Raw genomic sequence first — 19,245 nt, forward strand, 5'->3', positions numbered from 1 at the left:
TCTGTTTAGATTGCCTTTTTTATTCTATTTCGATTAATCCTCGAATTTTATTTTATATTGTTTATCAAATTCTGCACGTTGTTTGTCATCTAACTTGCTTCGCATATATTTTATTGTAAAACCACCAATCATTTTATCACCTTTATAATACATCCAATCAGATATTTTATTTTGGTCAATTGCAACTGTATCATTGTGTTTTACCAATTTTGTATATTGCGGCACATTGTCAATAATTCCTTTTAAAGTATCATTTTCACTGTAAACATCGCGAACCCAAATATGCTCTTTTCTGTCAGAATTTGGAATATCATACATTTCTTTTACAATAAAATTTGTTGTAGTTGTATCTTTCATCGATAACGCTAACTTAAAATCATCAAGTGTTTGACGCGCTTCTTTTCCGATACTATCTAAATCTTCAACTTCTTGTTTTTGTTTATCAATTCCTTTGTACGCCGAAACGCCAGAACCTTCTCCTTTTCCACACGAAAAAAGAAATGTTGCAAATGCGGCTACTAATAATGTATATTTCATAATTGTATTTCTTGGTTAATATGTACTTAAATTTACAAAATTTTATTCAAAATAAGACAAATGCAATTCTTTTGGTTGATTTTCAATCCATTTTTGATGTCCAAAATAACTCCAAGTTGTAACACCTAAATTGTAATTTGGATTTGTAAATTGATAATATTCACTTCCATTTACAGATACTTTTGCATCTACAAAAACTTTGACATCTTTTATTCCTTTTTCGGCATAATCATGTTTTACAAAACGTGCAAATTGCCACATCATATCTGGGCTTATTGCTAGTTTAGAGATTTGTTTATACGTCAAATAATCGTCTAATTTTATCTTTTCTCGCTTCAAGAATTTACCTTTATTCTTTGGATCTGGTTTGGCAACAAAAACCTCAATTTCACCAGCTTTATTACGCAACATCATTCGCCAAGACAAACGATGACCTTCTTCTGTCCAAAAAACATTTCCGGGAATAAAAAGATGACGAACCGGTAAATAAACTTGCCATAGCACATAAAAACAAAGTAAGTACGAAAACATTACACGCCGTGTTGTTAAAAGATTATCTTCGTCAGAACGATCCATCATAAACGATTTTTTAGGAAAAACCATTTCCTGAATTTTAACTGGATCATAAAAGAAAATCATCATCGCTAATGCGAAAAAAGGAAATATTCCGATTCCAAAAACGGCTGAATTGAAAATATGAAAAAAGATTGCACATTTTATAGCTAAACTACGCGTCTTTTTAAACATCATTGCTGGTATAATCAATAAATCGAAAAAGAATCCTGTCCAAGCAAATACTTGCGCAAACTCTAAACTACTTACTACTTTTCCTAAACCAGCTAAATTGTATTTAAACGTTAATAATTCGCCATATTCATGGAATTTCATTTGTAAGAAAACACCATTAAACCAATCTGGATAAATTTTATGAAACGCTGCAAATGTGTACACAATTAACAATTGAATAATAAACAATGTTGGTACCCAATTGCGACAAGTTAAACGTTTTATTTTTGGAAACATTAAACTATCTACAGAAAAAAATTGGTGTGCTGGTATAACTGTCATCATCCACGAAACGAGCATAAACAAATAATAATGATTGTTATAACTTGTTTTCTGCATAAAATAGGTTAGCGACCACAACAATGCAAAAACAATAGTAGAAAATCGGTATGCAAAGCCAAAGGCAATAAACCATCCCAAAATTCCCATTGCGATATAAAAGTAAATCATTTTTGCGCCTAAAAACACATTTGACCATTCGAAACCAATGAATGAAAATGAAATTTTAGGATCAACAAAATTAGATTGTACCCAGCCCGTATAAATGGCTCCCCAACATTCTGCCACAATTAATAATCCGAAAATTACTCGGAAAATTACAAGTGGAGAATTATCAACTTTTCTGAATAGATATTCACTGAACATTATAAGCTTGTTATTTTGGCTAATTTAAAAATAACCTTTAGAGTTTTAGCTACTTTTACCGTATATTTATTAAATGAAAACAAGGAAAATTATTTTGTTTGATGGAATTTGCAATTTATGCAATCAATCGGTTCAATTTGTGATTGAACATGACAAGAAAAATCAATTCCTTTTTGCTTCATTACAATCTGATTTTGGTCAAAAATTTCTGAAAGAAAATAATTTAGATGCAGAAAATTTCGAATCTATGATTTATATCGAAGATGAAAAAATTTACACCAAATCTTCTGCTCCGCTTAAAATTAGTAAACATTTGGACGGAATAATTTCTATTCTTTCAATTTTTATAGTTGTTCCAAAACCAATTAGAGATTTCGTTTACAATTTTATTGCAAAAAATAGATACAATTGGTTTGGTAAAAACGATAGTTGTTGGATTCCTACAAAAGAATTAAATGCTCGATTTTTGGAGTAATTATTAAGTTGGTTGATTTAAATATTTTTTAATTTTTAAAAAAATTATTCCCCAAAAATATAATGTTAATAATAAAATTATTATAACTATAATCAATAATACATAATTCCCATTGATTATAGTTGAATCTATTTCACCCATTTGAATTATAGGTAATAAAAAGTATGCAAATAATAGATAAAAAGATAAAACTCTATATTTTCTTTTTGAAAACAAACTTATTAAAAAGAAAAATGTAGTTATAAGTCCTAAACAATAAACCGACGCATCATCATCACTTCCTGAAGACTGTAATTGTTTCACATAATTAAAGTCATCACCTTGCATAAATCCAAACCCATCTGTAAATTTTATAAAAATAACACAACAGCCAATTAAAACTGAATAACTAAATTCTAGCAAAGTAAAATGTATCTTCAAGTATTAATGATTTTTATATTTTTCAATCGCAGCTTGTATTTTTTCGCGACGATTAGACGGCGAAGGATGCGTACTTTGAAATTCTGGTACTTGACTTCCACCCGATGCTTCTTCTAAAATATCCATCACACCAATTAATGCTTCAGGATTATAACCCGCTTGTATCATAAATCGAACACCTAAATCATCCGATTCCAATTCGTCATCACGCCCATATTTCATATTCACCATATTGGCAACAACTTGCGCATAATAAGCCGAATTAGCATCCCCCGCAGCAACACCAGCCGCACCAGCAATTCCTTGCGACAATTCTTGTTTAGACATTTGCTCGGCACTATGACGTGCAATAACATGCCCAACTTCGTGTCCAAGCACACCTGCCAATTGGTCTTCATTCTGCAAACGAGTTAGCAAAGCTTCGGTAATAAAAATTGGTCCACCAGGCAATGCAAAAGCATTTACGGTGCGATTATCTGCCAAAACATAAAACTGAAACGGGTATTTTGTTTTACCAGCATCACTGTTTTTTACAATTTTATCTCCAACTTGTTTTACGAGCTGTTGATATTGCGTATTTTGAGATAATCCACCAAATTCTTGCGCCATTTGCGGTGCAGAATTAATTCCCATTGCAATTTCGTCGTCTTTTGTTAACGAAATATATTGTTTTTCGCCTGTAATATCATTTACTTCGGATGAAGCAAAATATTTTACCAAAGAAAAAATTACAATTGCCGCAGCAACTATCAATTTTATAGAAGTACCGCCTTTTTGCATATTAGTGTTATGTGTTTATTATTTCTTGTGACGTTTTTTTAGTATTTCTAAAACATCTTTCAGCTCAAATCCTCGTGCGTGCAAAGCCATCATATAATAAAAAAATACATCTGCAGATTCTTCTAAAAAATTTTCGTCGTTGTCTTGTTCCGAAGCAATCACCATTTCTACTGCTTCTTCGCCCATTTTTTTAGCTATCTGCGAGTTTCCTTTTTTATGAACTCGCTTCATTTTAGATTTCTTAGCATCTTCTAATTTAGCATCTTCCATCATGATTTCCAATTTTTTTAAAAATGGAAATTTCTTTTCTTTTTTAACTTCAGATGAGTTGTCACTTAATTCCATAAAGCTGTTTGTTTGCATAGGTTTTATAAATGCGGAATAAATTTAAAAAAATCTTCTGATTCTACCGTTCAATTATATTGCCAATGTATGAATTTACGTAAAATAAATTTAATTTTTATTTCTGATTTTGTTCACATTTTTAAACTTTATAATGTTAATTAATTTAAGTTGTAATAATTAATAAGCTATTTTATTTTAAGATAAAATAGCTTATTTTTACACGCAAATAAACATAGCGCAAACACAATGAACACAAACGATTTTTCCATAAGACATATTGGAAACAATGAACAACAGTCGGCTGAAATGCTTTCTGTTATCGGGAAAGATTCTATTGATTCTTTAGTAGAGGCTACTTTACCTCAAAATATTAGATTAGCTGAAGCTTTGGATTTACCTGAAGCTTTGTCAGAGTTTGAAACAACTAATCATTTAGCTGAATTAGCTGCACAAAATCAAAAAGTAAAAAATTATTTAGGATACGGATATTATGGTACTATTTTACCAGCGCCTATTCAACGTAATGTTTTAGAAAACGCAGGTTGGTACACAGCTTATACGCCTTATCAAGCAGAAATTGCACAAGGACGTTTAGAAGCTTTGTTAAACTTTCAGACTGTTATTTCTGATTTAACTGGTTTACCTATTGCAAATGCTTCTTTATTAGATGAAGGTACTGCTTGTGGTGAAGCAATGCACATGTTATTCGAATCTCGTTCTAGAGATCAAAAGAAAAACAATGTAATCAAATTTTTTATTGCTGATAATTTATTTCCTCAATCTATTGCTGTTTTAGAAACTAAAGCGCATGGTTTAGGAATAGAATTGGTTATTGGTAATTTTGAAACAACAGAATTAAACAGCGAATTCTTCGGTGCAATTGTACAATACATTGGTAAAGGAGGACAAGTTAACAATTATAGATCATTTGTAGAAAATGCAAATACAGTTGGTATTAAAGTAGCAGTTGCTACAGATTTATTAGCTTTAACTTTATTAACACCTCCAGGAGAATGGGGTGCAGATATCACAATTGGTACATCTCAACGTTTTGGTGTTCCGATGGGATACGGTGGACCACACGCTGCATTTATCTCTTGTACAGAAGATTACAAACGTGTAATTCCTGGTCGTATTATTGGGGTTTCTCAAGATCGTTTAGGAAACTATGCTTTACGTATGGCTTTACAAACACGTGAGCAACATATCAAACGCGAAAAAGCAACGTCTAACATCTGTACTGCTCAAGTATTATTAGCGGTTATGGCTTCTTTTTACGCTGTTTATCACGGGAAAGATGGTTTACAATATATCGCAGATCAAATTCATACAAAAGCAGCTGTTTTACATGGTGGATTAGAGCATTTAGGATATAAATTAGTTAATACAGCATTCTTCGATACAATTCAAATTGAAGTTGAAAATTCTGACGAAATCATTAAGATTTTTACAGAAGAAGAAATCAATGTAAATGGATTTGAGAAAGGAAAAATCTCTATCACAATTGATGAGATGACTTCTGAAGAAGATATTTTTGAACTTTTAAGTGTTTTTGCAACAATTAAAAATGCAGAAGATGGTTTCGAATTTGAGGTTGATGATTCTTATTTACCAAAAGATTTAATCAGAACTTCTGATTTCTTAACTCACGAAAATTTCAACTTATACCATACAGAGACTGAATTAATGCGTTACATCAAACGTTTAGAGCGTAAAGATTTAGCTTTAAATCAATCGATGATTGCATTAGGTTCTTGTACAATGAAATTGAATGCGGCGACGGAATTGTTACACATGTCTTGGGAAAGAATGAGTAATGTACATCCATTTACACCAAAAGATCAAGTTGTAGGTTACCAATCATTAATTCAGAATTTAGAAGATTATTTATCAGTTATCACTGGTTTTGACGCTACATCTTTACAACCAAACTCTGGTGCGCAAGGAGAATACGCAGGATTGATGGTAATTCGTTCTTATTTCGAATCTAAAGGACAAGGACACCGCGACGTTGTATTAATTCCACAATCTGCACACGGTACAAACCCTGCTTCTGCAGCTATGGCTGGTATGAAAGTAGTGGTTGTTAAAAACTTAGAATCTGGAGAAACTGATTTAGAAGATTTAAAAGCAAAATGTGATTTACACAAAGACAATTTATGTGCTTTGATGATTACATATCCTTCTACTTACGGTGCTTTTGATAATAATATTGTTGAAGTAACAACAATGATACACGAATATGGTGGACAAGTTTACATGGACGGTGCAAACATGAATGCACAAGTTGGATTAACTTCTCCAGGAAATATTGGTGCAGACGTTTGCCACTTAAACTTACACAAAACATTTGCTATTCCTCACGGTGGTGGTGGACCTGGTGTTGGACCAATTTGTGTTAAATCACATTTAGCGCCATTTTTAGGATCTTCTCCATTAATTGAAATGGGCGGAAAAGAAGCTAAAAATACATTTGCTGCAGCTCCTTACGGTTCAGCTTTCATTTTACCAATTTCTTACTCTTACATTTTAATGTTAGGTGCAGAAGGTTTATTAAAAGCAACACAAGGCGCTATTTTAAACGCAAATTACATGAAAACTCGTTTAGAGAAACATTTCGATATTTTATATACAAACTCGAATAATGTAGTTGCGCACGAATTTATTTTAGATTGTCGTCCATTCAAAAAAGACGGAATCGAAGTTACAGATATCGCAAAACGTTTAATCGATTATGGTTTCCATGCACCAACGGTTTCTTTTCCAGTTGCAGGAACTTTAATGGTAGAACCAACAGAATCTGAAACAAAAGCAGAATTAGATCGTTTTTGTGATGCATTAATTTCTATTCGCCAAGAAATTGACGAAGTTATAAACGGAGATTATCCAATTGATAACAATGTTTTACACAATGCACCACACCCAATTCATTTAATTACAGCAGACGAATGGGAATATCCTTATACGCGTTCTAAAGCTGCATATCCATTAGAATGGGTTCGCGAGCGCAAATTCTTTGCTTCTGTATCTCGTATTGATGATGCTTACGGAGATCGTAACTTAATCTGTACATGTGCGCCTATTGAAGCTTACATGGATTAATTTTTTAGAAATTAAAATCTAATCATATAAATATCGCTCTGAGAAATCGGAGCGATATTTTTTTTTGTTCAGCAAATAAAATAAATTATTAGAATTGTTAAAAAAAACTTAAATTTATCAAACTAATCTATTATAGAAAAAATTATGAAAAAATATGCAGCCGAGTTTTTCGGTACATTTTGGTTGGTTTTCGGAGGTTGTGGTAGCGCAATTTTCGCAGCAGGTATTCCCGAATTAGGAATTGGCTACGCAGGAGTTTCTCTTGCCTTTGGTTTAACAGTATTAACAATGGCTTACGCTGTTGGTCATATTTCTGGAGGACATTTTAATCCAGCCGTTTCTTTTGGTTTATTTGCTGGTGGTCGTTTCGACGCAAAAGAACTAGCTCCTTACATTATTTCGCAAGTTTTAGGCGGAATTGCCGCTGCTGGACTTTTATATTTAATTGCTTCAGGAAATGCTTCTTTTGCAATAGACAATACCAAAGCTGGCGCATTTGCCGCAAATGGTTACGGTAATTTATCGCCACATGGTTACAGCATGATGTCTGCATTTTTGATAGAATTTGTGTTAACAGCCTTTTTCTTAATCATTATTTTAGGTGCAACAGATAAATTTGCAAACGGGAAATTTGCAGGTATCGCAATTGGTTTAGGATTAACATTAATTCACTTAATTTCTATTCCAATCACAAACACATCTGTTAACCCTGCGAGATCAACTTCTCAAGCTATTTTTGCTGGAGGCGAGTTTATTCCTCAACTATGGTTATTCTGGCTAGCTCCTATTGCTGGTGCAATTGTCGGAGGACTTATTTATAAATTCCTTTTACAAAAAGACGAAAATTTAGCATAAAATATAAAAGCCCAATTCTAGTAGAATTGGGCTTTTATATTTTAATTACTTCTCCTCTTTACATTATTTAATTTGTTGCTTAATTAGAATAATGTATTTTTAAACAATTAATACTTTTCGCTATTACAGAAAAATAAATTGTATGAGCAAACTTAAAATAATAAGAGAGCAACAAAATCTAACTCAAGAAGAATTATCAGAAAAATCTGGAATTTCTGTAAGAACAATTCAACGAATTGAAGCAGGTACAAAACCAAAAGGACATACATTAAAAACTCTTTCTAAAACTTTAGAGATTAATGACTCTGACTTATTAACAGAAAATAATAGCATAGAAATTGATGAAAAAATTGATGAAATTAATTTAATTAACGATGAAATTCCACAAGAAAACGAAACGATTAACTTTTCTAAAATTAAATTAATTAATCTTTCTTCTATATTATTTATCATCTTTCCTCCGCTAAATATTTTAGCTCCACTTCTGCTTTCATATCTTTACAAAGAGAAAAACAATATCACTAAACAAATAATTTCCGTTCAAATTATTTGGACAATTTCTGCTCCAATCATTTTTATGTTAGGCATATTTCTAAAACTAGGACGTCAATTTACTTTAGTACTTATAATAGCTATTGTTTTGTCAAATCTTTACATCATATTACGAAATGCTTTAGAAATTGATAGAAATAAAAAACTTTATTACAGGCTGAATTTCAGTATTATATAAAAAAATCATGTTATTGACGGGTTTTTGTCGTGGTAATTTTTTGGAAATAAAACACCTTAAATTAATCTTTGACAAAAAATTAGCAATGACAAAATACATTTATTATTCACTATTTTTATTCTTTACTTTTTCACAAAATATCAATGCGCAAGTAGACTCAAAAAGTGATTTATATAAGACAATTTTAGCAAAAGACAGCCTACTATTTACCATCGGATTCAACACATGTGATGCTACGCAATTTGAAAAATTAATGAGTAACAAATTAGAGTTTTTCCACGATAAAGATGGTTTTTCTAACAAAACAAAATTTATAAATGATTTCAAAACGGGCTTATGTAAGAATCCTAAATTGCGACAAGTAAAAAGATCATTAGTAAAAGAAAGCACCAAAATTTATCCTCTTTATAAAAATAATATTCTTTACGGAGCAATTCAAAACGGCGAACATTTATTTTCTGAAGAACACGAAAGTCAACCTGGAATTGCAAAATTTACCAACCTTTGGTTACTAGAAAATAACGAATGGAAATTGACAAAATCATATAGTTTTAATCATCAAGCATATGATTTAAAAAAATCAGAAAATACAAATTTAGTCATTGAAAATAAACTCGAAATTTTACAAAAAAAATACAATATAAAAACACTTGGATTAGGCATTATAGAAAATGGAAAGCTAAAAGAAATAAAAGTTCTTGGCGAATCTTCTTCTTATAATTCAATTTTTAATGTGGCATCACTTACTAAACCAATTACTGCAATGGTTGCTTTACAATTAATAAATTTAGGTAAATGGAAGCTTGATGAACCAATTTATAACTATTGGACAGATCCAGATGTTGCTAAAGATCCACGAAACAAAAAATTAACAACACGATTAATATTGAGTCATCAAACAGGTTTTCCGAATTGGAGATGGCAAAATGAGAACAAAAAATTAAATTTTGAATTTGAACCAGGTACAAAATATCAATATTCGGGAGAAGGTTATGAATATTTGAGAAAAGCACTCGAAAATAAATTTAAAAAATCATTAGAGCAATTAGCAGAAGAACTAATTTTTGTACCTCTAAAAATGAATGATACATCTTATATCTGGAGTAAAAAGACAGACGAATCGAGATTTGTTATAGGTTATAATAAAAACGATCAACCTTATGAAATCGTAAAAAACAAAACAGCAAATGCAGCTGATGATTTACAAACAACAATAGAAGATTATGGAAATTTTCTTGTAAATATATTAAACGGTGAAAATTTAAACGAAAATATTTATAAAGAAATGATTACTAAACAAGTAAAAACAAAAGAAAACAAGTTTTTTGGTTTAGGTTTAGATATTTATGATTTAGGAAATAATGAACTTGCATTATCGCATGGTGGCTCAGATTCAGGATCACAATGCATTTTTATACTTCTTCCTAAAACAAAACAAGGGTTAATTATTTTCACAAATTTTGATGAAGGTTATAAAATTTATGAAGAATTATTAATTGAATATTTAGGAGAAAAAGGTAAAAAAATTGTGGAGATTGAAACAAAATAAGCATTCATTTAGTTAGAATAATAAAAGCCCAATTCTAGTAGAATTGGGCTTTTTACTTTTAATCGATATCATTGATTATTTACTTGTAGAAGCAGATTTTTTCAACAAATAATTTGATGTTAATCGTATTGCTATGTAAATAATTGCTAAATAAAATTTCTTTTCATACACCAATTCAAATCCAGCTATTGGAAAAAAATGTTCAGAAACTGTAAGTCCTACCAAAAGAACAATGATACTAATACTAATTATGTTTAAAATTTTAGTCATTCGTTTTGTTATTAATGACCAAAAATAGTGATTATAAAATCAATTTGCGCCTTGCAAATTTTTATGATTATGTTTTCGTTTATAATGTGTTTGTTTCATATTATCATCCGTACCCGTAATTATCGAAATGTTTCCATCAATCTCCATCATTGCCAATTTCACATCTTTTATATGCTCTACACCATGTTCGCGCATTGCTTCAGAAAGCTCTTCCGAATTAATATCTAATTTACTCAGTGTTTTAAAATCTGCTTTTCCATTACTAATTAATATTTCAGGTTTTTGTTCGATTAGATTTCCAAAAAATTTACTTTTCATCAACCATTTTTTCACAACAAAATTGATTAAAAAAAGTATCAATGCAGCAACCAAACCACCAATTAAGCTAGAATCTGTACCAACCATTGCGTTTTGCACGGCATTACTAATTAATAAAATCAAAATAACATCAGCCGTATTTAGCTGCGATAAATCTTGTTTTCCAAAAATTCGCAATGCAATAAGCATAAAAAAGTAAACCGAAATACAGCGAATAATAATGTCCAAATAACCTTCCATATCATAAATTTAGAAGATAGAAGATATAAAAAAATCCGTTCGGTAACTGAACGGATTTTTTATTTATTTTGAATACTGTGGAATTTCTTTTTTCTGCATCATTTGATAAACAGATTTTCCGATTCCTTGTGTTATTTCAGATAAATTATCGACATTAATAACAGTCATATCATCATTTTTTTTGTGATAATGTGTTTGATTTTCCATGTTTACCGAAGATAATGCATGCGAAACCACGCCATTATTTACAAAATTTACATTATCTGATCTAAAAAATAATTGTTGTTTTAGATACGGATCACTTTCTACATGAAATTTTCCACTTGCATTTTGATTCATTAATTTCATCAAATCAGAACGATCACTTCCCGTCATATATACTTTTCCTTCGCCAAAAGCAGAAACTGTTCCAATCATTTCAAGATTCAACATCAATTTCATATCAGGTAAATACGTTTTAAAATCTGTGTTTTCGACCAATTTTTTTGATCCAACCAAACCTATTTCTTCTGCATCAAACGCCATAAACATAACCGTTTGATCTGGATTTAAATCTTTAAAATAATCCGACAAAGCCATTACAGCAGAAGTTCCGCTTGCATTGTCATCTGCACCATTGTAAATTTTATCGTCTCCTTTATCATCTACACCAACATGATCGTAATGTGCGCCAAAAGCGTAAATATCTTTCGATTTTCCTTCTTTTATTCCACAAACGTTTTGACCTGTTTGACCTTTATGTTCAAATTCAATCAAAAAAGAATCGCCCACACATGGTTTTAAATTATTCATTTTAAATTTATGTGCAATATATTCTGCTGCAAATTTATTTTCTGCAGAAGCAAATTTTCGACCTTGCATTTGATCTGTCGATAAATCTTGAACATATTGTTTTTGATTTTCTTTAGAATATTGTGCATTTGCTTGATTAAAAGCAAAGAAACTAATTAAAACAAGAGTTATTTTTTTCATTTTTGTGTGTGATTATTATTGAGGATCAATATACAAAAAAGTAACATATCGTATTCGTCTCAAATTAATATTTAACGGTGTTGATTATTTCTTTTTCTCAAACATCAAATCCTTTACTTTTTCTTTATCCTCTTTCTCATTTTCAAGATCGAACATTGTTCCAAAAATACGGTCCCAAAATGTATTTGAAACGCCAAAACCTAATTCTTCGTCTTTGTAATGATGTAAATGATGATTTCGCCAAAGTGGTTTCATAAACTTGAAAGGTGGCGCAACAGCATGAATGAGATAATGCATAGAAGCGTACAACAAATAACCAATTATAAAACCTGGAAAAAAGATAAAAGTATATTTTCCTAGAATAATATATTGAATACAAAAAATAATTGAGGCTAATAAAATACTTGGAAACGGAGGCATAAACAATCGCTGTTTATCGCGTGGATAGTGATGATGATTACCGTGAAAAATATATACAATTCGTTTTAAAATTGGCTGTTGTGCTGTCCAATGAAATAAATATCGGTGTGCAAAATATTCAAACAATGTCCAAAAAAACATGGCTCCAAAAAAAAGAAGTAGAACGATTGGAATAGAAAAATCGTAGTGAGAAATTCCATAATAAATACAATAAGAAAGCAGTGGAATATAAATTCCCCAAATGACAGCAGGGTGCCCTTTTGTCAACATTTCTAAGTATTTGTTTTCAAAAATCTGTGCTTGTCCTTTATTATGTATTTTCTCAAATTTCATCGGATATAAAATTTAATTAACTTAAAAATAAAGCTTTATACATTTTTAAACAAATATTCTGAGAAAATTATATGTTAAAAAAAATCCGAAAGTATAAACTTTCGGATTTTATATTTAGAATAAGTAGAAACTTATCTTTTTTCAATATCAACGTAATCACGTAATGGTGCTCCTGTGTATAATTGACGAGGACGACCAATTGGTTCGTTGTTTTGACGCATTTCCATCCATTGTGCAATCCATCCTGGTAAACGACCTACAGCAAACATTACTGTAAACATTTCTGTTGGGATATCTAATGCTTTGTAGATGATTCCTGAATAGAAATCTACGTTTGGATATAAATTTCTTGATTTGAAATATTCGTCTTCTAAAGCAGCTTTTTCTAATTTTTTAGCGATTTCTAATGTAGGATCATTGATTCCTAATTTCTCTAAAACGTTATCAGCAGCAACTTTAATAATTTTTGCACGAGGATCAAAGTTTTTGTAAACTCTGTGTCCGAATCCCATCAAACGGAAAGGATCGTTTTTGTCTTTTGCTTTTGCTAAGTATTTTTCTACGTCTCCACCATCATTTTTGATGTCTTCTAACATTTCTAATACTGCTTGGTTTGCACCACCGTGTAATGGTCCCCATAATGCAGAAATTCCTGCAGAAATAGAAGCAAATAAACCTGCGTGAGATGAACCAACTAAACGTACTGTAGATGCTGAACAGTTTTGCTCGTGATCTGCATGTAAGATTAATAATTTATCTAAAGCATCAATAATAACTGGATCTAAATCTAATTCTTGACCTGGTTTTTTGAATAATAATTGGTATAAGTTTTCTACGTAAGATAATTTATCGTTAGAGTAGTTAACTGGTAAACCTTTTACTTTTCTTTGTGTCCAAGACGCTAAAACTGGAAATTTACCTAATAAAGTAACAGCAGCTCTGTACATTTCTTCTTCAGAGCTAACATCAACACATTTTGGGTTAAATGCTGATAAAGCAGCTGTTAAAGATGTTAAAACTCCCATTGGGTGAGCAGAACTTGGGAATGCATCTAAAATTTTGATTAAATCTTCAGAAACATAGTTGTACTCGTTAATATCGTTTACAAACTTATCTAATTCAGCTTGTGTAGGTAAGTTTCCTTTAATTAACAAATACATAACTTCTACAAAAGAAGATTTTTCTGCTAATTGTTCGATAGGATAGCCACGGTACATCAATTTTCCTTCTTCACCATCTAAAAAAGTAATTTTAGATTCACATGATCCTGTATTTTTATACCCTGGATCCATTGTAATTAATCCAGTAGCACTTCTTAACTTGGAAATATCAATGGCTTTTTCGTCCATTGAGCCTGTTGAAACTGGTAAGTCCAACTCACTTCCGTTGTAATTTAATATTACCTTATCTGACATTGTATAGTTTATATTATTTAATGCGTAATTTACAATTTTTTTTGCGTTTTTTAAGACTGATTATTATCAGTATTATTATTTTTTAACGCTTAATTTTGAAAGCTTTAAGTCCTGGAAAGATAGCAGTTTCTCCTAAAATCTCTTCGATGCGAAGTAATTGATTATATTTCGCCATACGATCAGATCTTGATGCAGATCCTGTTTTAATTTGTCCAGTATTTAATGCAACAGCTAAATCTGCAATTGTAGCATCTTCAGTTTCTCCAGAACGGTGAGACATTACAGCTGTATATCTAGCATTTTGTGCCATTTGCACTGCTTTGATAGTTTCTGTTAATGTACCAATTTGGTTAAATTTAACTAAAATTGAGTTTGCTGTATCTGTTTCTATTGCTTGTGTTAATTTCTTAACGTTTGTAACCAATAAATCATCTCCAACAATTTGTACACGATCACCGATTTTGTCTGTTAAGATTTTCCAACCTTCCCAATCGTTTTCGTCCATACCATCTTCAATCGAAATAATTGGGTATTTTTCTGATAATTCTGCTAAATATGCAGCTTGTTCTGCCGAAGAACGGATTGCTCCTTTTTCTCCTTCAAATTTAGTATAGTCGTATTTTCCGTTTTCGTAAAACTCCGAAGAAGCACAATCTAAAGCAATCATAATTTCTTCTCCTGCTTTGTAACCTGCTTTTTCTATTGCTAAAAGTACAGTATCCAATGCATCTTCTGTACCATCAAATGTTGGTGCAAAACCACCTTCGTCTCCTACTGCTGTAGATAAACCTCTGTCATGTAAAATACTTTTTAAAGCATGAAAAATTTCTGTTCCTTTACGCAAAGCATCCGAAAAAGAAGCGGCTTGAACAGGCATAATCATAAACTCTTGAAAAGCAATTGGAGCATCAGAATGTGAACCTCCGTTTACAATATTCATCATTGGTACTGGCAATGTGTTTGCATTAACACCACCAATATATCTAAATAATGGTAAACCTAACTCTTCTGCTGCTGCTTTTGCTACTGCTAAAGAAACACCCAAAATTGCATTTGCTCCTAATTTTGATTTATTTTCTGTACCATCCATATCAATCATTAGTTGATCGATTAGGTTTTGTTCGAAGATAGAATATCCGACTAATGCTGGCGCAATTACATCATTTACATTTTCTATGGCTTTTAAAACTCCTTTTCCTAAGTATAAATTTCCTCCATCACGTAATTCAACTGCTTCGTATTCTCCTGTAGATGCTCCAGATGGAACAGCTGCACGTCCTAAAATACCATTTTCTGTTACTACATCAACTTCTACTGTTGGATTTCCGCGAGAATCTAAAATTTGTCTTGCATGAATATGCGAAATAATGCTCATTGTTTTATGTTTTATTGATAAATATATAATTTATCAAAAATAATGTAATTGTCTAATCTTTACAACGAAATTATCTTTTTTTGAAAATAATTTAATTCAAATTTAATCATTAATATTTATGCTTGCATAATAAATAACTACTTTTTTGAATAATTTTTAATTATTTATCTAATTAAGACTTTTAAAATATTAATATATATTATTAAAAATCAATTGTATAATTAATTATAAATACAAAAATGTTGCTTTATTTAGAAAAGATTAAATAATAAGTTTCTAATGAAAATATATTCATTAGAAACCAAAAAATCACTAAATACTATATTCTAAACCAGAAGAATATAAATATTTAGTGATTAAAGTATTAATAATTATACAGTAAAATGTATATTAATTCGTAATTAACAGCGTTCCGTTTGTATTTACAATAACTTGATATGTACGTGGCGCTCTATTTGCGACTTTAGTTGGTTGTCCTGTCAAAAGAATCCATTCAGATTCATCTGCGTCGCACACAATTTTTATATCATCTTCTACATACAAAGTAGTTTTTTCGCCAGGACAAATATGCGGCGCATTACGATCATAAGCCTTATAACCAGATGCCGTACGCACAACTATTAAACCTCGTGTACCGGCTGTAACACCGTTTACATAAATCCATCCACCCGGATTATTAAGATTCGCATACAACGGTAAATTAGGGTTAATTTGTACACTAACAGTGGTAATAGGCACGCAACTTACTGTACCGTCATCGGAATTACAAGCTTGTAAAATTGCTACAAAAGCACCAACTAATACTACCTTATTTAGAATGGTTTTAATAAACTGTTTCATTTTTAGTTTCGTATAAAATTTTTACTATCTTTGTATAACAATAAAATAAAAAATAGTCCTGCGCATATTAATGATATGTGTAGGATTATTTATTTATAAGACCTATTTAATAAAAATTAATTAAACATCGTTGTTATGGCAAATATACAATATGTAACGAAAGAAGGATTAGAAAAGTTGCGTGAAGATCTTCATCAATTAGAAAGTTTAGAGCGTCCAAAGATTTCGCAACAAATTGCCGATGCACGTGATAAAGGAGATTTATCTGAGAATGCAGAATATGATGCAGCTAAGGAAGCACAAGGAATGTTAGAAATGCAAATTGCAAAACTAAAAGAAGTTGTGGCTTATGCACGTGTTATCGACGAATCAAAATTAGACAGTTCAAGAGTATCTATATTATCAAGAGTTAAAATAAAAAATACAGCAAATGGTCAAGAATTGGTGTACACTTTGGTTCCCGAATCTGAGGCTGATTTAGCTAAAATGCGCATTTCTGTAAACACACCAATTGCAAAAGGTTTACTAGGAAAATCTGTTAACGAAATCGCAGAAATTACATTACCTAACGGAATGACTTTAAATTTTGAAATTTTAGAAATATCTTTGGACTAAAATTAAAATTTTATGGCAAGCGTTTTCACTAAAATTATAAACGGAGAAATACCTTCGTATAAAATTGCAGAGAATACTAATTATATCGCAATTTTAGATGCATTTCCTTTGGTAGAAGGACATGTACTAATTATTCCTAAACAAGAAGTTGATAAAATTTTCGACTTAGATAAACAATCATACTTAGGATTAATGGATTTTGCCTATGATATTGCGCAAGCCATAGAGAAAGCAATTCCGTGTTTACGCGTCGGTATTGCAGTTGTTGGACTAGAGGTACCACATGTACATGTGCATTTGGTTCCTCTAAATTCAATGCAAGACATCAATTTCTCAAACCCGAAACTTCAACTATCTGCAGAAAAAATGATCGAAATAGCAGATACAATCAAATCATATTTACAATAAACGATGAACAAATACATTAAATTAGTAATCGCCGCTGTATTAATCGCCTTAGCAATCTTTTTGTTTACGCAACGCGAATACGGTTGGGGGATTACATCTTTATTATTAGCTGTTTTTCCAGTTTTATTCTATTTCCGTAACGAAAACATTTTATTAGCCTTTTGGTTTCTTCGCAAAGAAGACATGCAAAAAGCAAAAAAATGGTTGCTTAGAATAAAAAATCCATCATCAGAATTAGTACCAAAACAAATGGGATACTACAATTATATGATGGGAATTACAGAAGCGCAAGACAATATTTCTGCTTCGGAGAAATATATGAGAGAAGCTTTAGACTACGGTTTATCTTTTGACCATGATCGTGCAATGGCAAATTTATCTTTGGCCGGAGCTGCAATGTCAAAAGGTAAAAAGAAAGAAGCTGAGAATTACATTAAAGAAGCGAAGAAAAACGATTCGAAAGGAATGTTTGCTGATCAAATCAAAATGATGAATGGTCAATTAAAACGTTACAACGTAAGTAATTCGCAATTACAAAACCCAAATATGCGTCATAAAGGACGTAAATTTTAAATGGATATTTCAAAATATACAGAAGACCCATCATCAAATATCCAAAAGTGGAAACTGATTGAAAATTTCTTCGAAATAAATTTTACTGATGGCGAAAAACCAGATTTAGACACTATTCTTTTCTTAATCGGCGTGCAAGAACTTGGACAAGGAAAAAAGAAATTTAAGAAAGATGAAAAACTAAATCTTTTACATATTGCAGTTTGTAGAGTTTTAGAACCGTTTGGATTTTACCGTTTCGATGGACAAGATCCCGAAGGTTGGCCACATTTCGATTTATTAGAAGAGTTACCACCACTTAAAAGTAACGAGCAAAAATTATTAATGAAATATGCCGTTATACAATATTTTGATGATCAAAAAATTATAAACTTCGAATCTTAAGATTCGAAGTTTTCTTTTTTATATAAATCAACCACAACTTTATCGGCTTCTAAAGTAAATTTAGTTGCTTTTAATTGCTTTGGTTCTATCCAAAGTAATTCTTCAATATCCGCATCCAAAATCTTCAAATTAGCGAGTGCTTTATCAGTTATTGTCGCTTTATAATAAATCAATAAAACTTGTTCTGTAGGATCGAAAGCATTTAGTACAAAAAAATCTTGTGTATAAAAATGTGAAGTAATTTCTACATCTAAATTTAATTCTTCCTTAAACTCGCGTACCAAACAATCTTTTGTACCTTCACCAAACTCTAATCCACCACCAGGAAACTTATAAATCAACTTTCCCTGAAATGGTTCATGCATAACCAATACCTTTCCATTATGCTCTAACAACGCATAAACTCGTACATTAAATGGTTTCATACTATCTAAACTTAATTCTACGAATATAATAAATACATAGATTTAATTCTCAGAAAAAAATTATTGTTTTTGAGTGATGAATTTTTAGAAGTAAGATATAAGATATAAGTTTAGACAAACTGTCATTCAGAGCGTAGCGAAGAATCTACCTCCGTCATCCTGAACTCGTTTCAGGAACGCACAAGTTAAGTTTTGAGTGATGAATATTTAGAAGTAAGATATAAGACTTAAGTCCTAAGTTTATAAGAAAAGCAACCTGTCATTCAGAGCGCAGCGAAGAATCTACTCCGTCATCCTGAACTCGTTTCAGGAACGCACAAGTTAAGTTTAGAGTGATAAGTTCTCTTTTCCTTGACTTTACTCCATAAAAAAAGTCTCAAGAAATAAATCTTGAGACTCTTTATAAAAACTGGCGACGACCTACTCTCCCGCA

At 31.1% G+C, this 19,245-nt stretch carries 22 protein-coding genes; 9 read left to right on the forward strand and 13 right to left on the reverse strand.

The window, feature by feature from the left end:
* Positions 1–33: 33 nt before the first annotated feature.
* Both BM072_RS12305 and BM072_RS12310 read right to left on the reverse strand, forming a co-directional pair.
* Entirely contained in the window at positions 34–537 is a 504-nt protein-coding gene (locus BM072_RS12305) for a DUF2314 domain-containing protein (protein ID WP_092908977.1), read from the reverse strand.
* Positions 538–579: 42 nt separating this feature from the next.
* Positions 580–1,968, reverse strand: a complete 1,389-nt coding sequence (locus BM072_RS12310) for an HTTM domain-containing protein (protein ID WP_092908978.1) — start codon at positions 1,966–1,968, stop codon at positions 580–582.
* 73 nt (positions 1,969–2,041) lie between these two features.
* Here BM072_RS12310 and BM072_RS12315 point away from each other — a divergent pair, with 73 nt between their 5' ends.
* On the forward strand, positions 2,042–2,443 hold the full coding sequence (locus tag BM072_RS12315; protein WP_092908979.1) for a thiol-disulfide oxidoreductase DCC family protein: 402 nt from the start codon (positions 2,042–2,044) through the stop codon (positions 2,441–2,443).
* A gap of 3 nt (positions 2,444–2,446) precedes the next feature.
* Here BM072_RS12315 and BM072_RS12320 read toward each other — a convergent pair whose 3' ends face one another.
* Genes BM072_RS12320 through hisE form a run of 3 tightly spaced genes read right to left on the reverse strand, consistent with a single transcriptional unit; the run spans position 2,447 to position 4,006 of the window.
* Positions 2,447–2,863, reverse strand: a complete 417-nt coding sequence (locus BM072_RS12320; protein WP_125113151.1) for a hypothetical protein — start codon at positions 2,861–2,863, stop codon at positions 2,447–2,449.
* Positions 2,864–2,866: 3 nt separating this feature from the next.
* Complete coding sequence (locus tag BM072_RS12325; protein ID WP_092908981.1) at positions 2,867–3,643, reverse strand: M48 family metalloprotease; 777 nt, start codon at positions 3,641–3,643, stop codon at positions 2,867–2,869.
* 18 nt (positions 3,644–3,661) lie between these two features.
* Positions 3,662–4,006 (reverse strand): phosphoribosyl-ATP diphosphatase, encoded by a 345-nt coding sequence (gene hisE / locus BM072_RS12330; protein WP_092908982.1) that lies wholly within the window; start codon positions 4,004–4,006, stop codon positions 3,662–3,664.
* 228 nt (positions 4,007–4,234) lie between these two features.
* Between hisE and gcvP the strand changes: the two genes are divergently transcribed.
* The 4 genes from gcvP to BM072_RS12350 all read left to right on the forward strand — a co-directional run bounded on the left by gcvP (position 4,235) and on the right by BM072_RS12350 (position 10,224).
* Positions 4,235–7,090 carry an aminomethyl-transferring glycine dehydrogenase gene (gcvP, locus tag BM072_RS12335; RefSeq protein WP_092908983.1) on the forward strand — a complete coding sequence of 952 codons (2,856 nt, stop codon included), beginning with the start codon at positions 4,235–4,237 and terminating at the stop codon, positions 7,088–7,090.
* A gap of 144 nt (positions 7,091–7,234) precedes the next feature.
* Complete coding sequence (gene aqpZ, locus BM072_RS12340; RefSeq protein ID WP_092908984.1) at positions 7,235–7,945, forward strand: aquaporin Z; 711 nt, start codon at positions 7,235–7,237, stop codon at positions 7,943–7,945.
* Between the two features lie 142 nt (positions 7,946–8,087).
* Complete coding sequence (locus BM072_RS12345) at positions 8,088–8,675, forward strand: helix-turn-helix domain-containing protein (RefSeq protein WP_092908985.1); 588 nt, start codon at positions 8,088–8,090, stop codon at positions 8,673–8,675.
* A gap of 85 nt (positions 8,676–8,760) precedes the next feature.
* Positions 8,761–10,224, forward strand: a complete 1,464-nt coding sequence (locus BM072_RS12350) for a serine hydrolase domain-containing protein (protein ID WP_092909000.1) — start codon at positions 8,761–8,763, stop codon at positions 10,222–10,224.
* A gap of 75 nt (positions 10,225–10,299) precedes the next feature.
* On the opposite strand, the gene BM072_RS12355 is transcribed toward BM072_RS12350, so the two are convergent.
* The 7 genes from BM072_RS12355 to BM072_RS12385 form a co-directional block, all read right to left on the reverse strand.
* The gene (locus BM072_RS12355) at positions 10,300–10,494 is read right to left on the reverse strand and encodes a hypothetical protein (protein WP_092908986.1); all 195 of its coding nucleotides are present in this window, start codon (positions 10,492–10,494) and stop codon (positions 10,300–10,302) included.
* 39 nt (positions 10,495–10,533) lie between these two features.
* A complete protein-coding gene (locus BM072_RS12360) occupies positions 10,534–11,052 on the reverse strand; it encodes a DUF421 domain-containing protein (RefSeq protein ID WP_092908987.1) in 519 nt (172 codons plus the stop codon).
* A 63-nt stretch (positions 11,053–11,115) separates the two neighbouring features.
* Positions 11,116–12,024, reverse strand: a complete 909-nt coding sequence (locus BM072_RS12365; RefSeq protein WP_092908988.1) for a M28 family metallopeptidase — start codon at positions 12,022–12,024, stop codon at positions 11,116–11,118.
* Between the two features lie 84 nt (positions 12,025–12,108).
* Complete coding sequence (locus BM072_RS12370) at positions 12,109–12,777, reverse strand: sterol desaturase family protein (RefSeq protein WP_092908989.1); 669 nt, start codon at positions 12,775–12,777, stop codon at positions 12,109–12,111.
* Positions 12,778–12,908: 131 nt separating this feature from the next.
* Complete coding sequence (locus BM072_RS12375; RefSeq protein WP_092908990.1) at positions 12,909–14,192, reverse strand: citrate synthase; 1,284 nt, start codon at positions 14,190–14,192, stop codon at positions 12,909–12,911.
* Between the two features lie 82 nt (positions 14,193–14,274).
* Positions 14,275–15,567, reverse strand: a complete 1,293-nt coding sequence (eno, locus tag BM072_RS12380) for a phosphopyruvate hydratase (protein WP_092908991.1) — start codon at positions 15,565–15,567, stop codon at positions 14,275–14,277.
* A 390-nt stretch (positions 15,568–15,957) separates the two neighbouring features.
* Positions 15,958–16,407 carry a hypothetical protein gene (locus BM072_RS12385; protein WP_092908992.1) on the reverse strand — a complete coding sequence of 150 codons (450 nt, stop codon included), beginning with the start codon at positions 16,405–16,407 and terminating at the stop codon, positions 15,958–15,960.
* Between the two features lie 135 nt (positions 16,408–16,542).
* Here BM072_RS12385 and greA point away from each other — a divergent pair, with 135 nt between their 5' ends.
* From greA to BM072_RS12405, 4 genes are read left to right on the forward strand one after another with little or no spacing between them, the layout of a single operon-like run.
* Positions 16,543–17,022: a transcription elongation factor GreA gene (gene greA, locus BM072_RS12390; RefSeq protein ID WP_092908993.1), complete on the forward strand. Its 480-nt coding sequence runs from the start codon at positions 16,543–16,545 to the stop codon at positions 17,020–17,022.
* 12 nt (positions 17,023–17,034) lie between these two features.
* The gene (locus tag BM072_RS12395; protein WP_092908994.1) at positions 17,035–17,430 is read left to right on the forward strand and encodes an HIT family protein; all 396 of its coding nucleotides are present in this window, start codon (positions 17,035–17,037) and stop codon (positions 17,428–17,430) included.
* Positions 17,431–17,433: 3 nt separating this feature from the next.
* The gene (locus BM072_RS12400) at positions 17,434–18,003 is read left to right on the forward strand and encodes a tetratricopeptide repeat protein (RefSeq protein ID WP_092908995.1); all 570 of its coding nucleotides are present in this window, start codon (positions 17,434–17,436) and stop codon (positions 18,001–18,003) included.
* A complete protein-coding gene (locus BM072_RS12405; protein WP_092908996.1) occupies positions 18,004–18,387 on the forward strand; it encodes a hypothetical protein in 384 nt (127 codons plus the stop codon). It abuts the gene before it with no gap.
* Here the strand turns inward: BM072_RS12405 and BM072_RS12410 are convergent.
* Positions 18,384–18,812 carry an NUDIX domain-containing protein gene (locus BM072_RS12410; protein ID WP_092908997.1) on the reverse strand — a complete coding sequence of 143 codons (429 nt, stop codon included), beginning with the start codon at positions 18,810–18,812 and terminating at the stop codon, positions 18,384–18,386. The genes BM072_RS12405 and BM072_RS12410 overlap by 4 nt on opposite strands.
* Between the last annotated feature and the right edge of the window lie 433 nt (positions 18,813–19,245).

Source organism: Algoriella xinjiangensis (assembly GCF_900115015.1).
Lineage (GTDB): Bacteria > Bacteroidota > Bacteroidia > Flavobacteriales > Weeksellaceae > Empedobacter > Empedobacter xinjiangensis.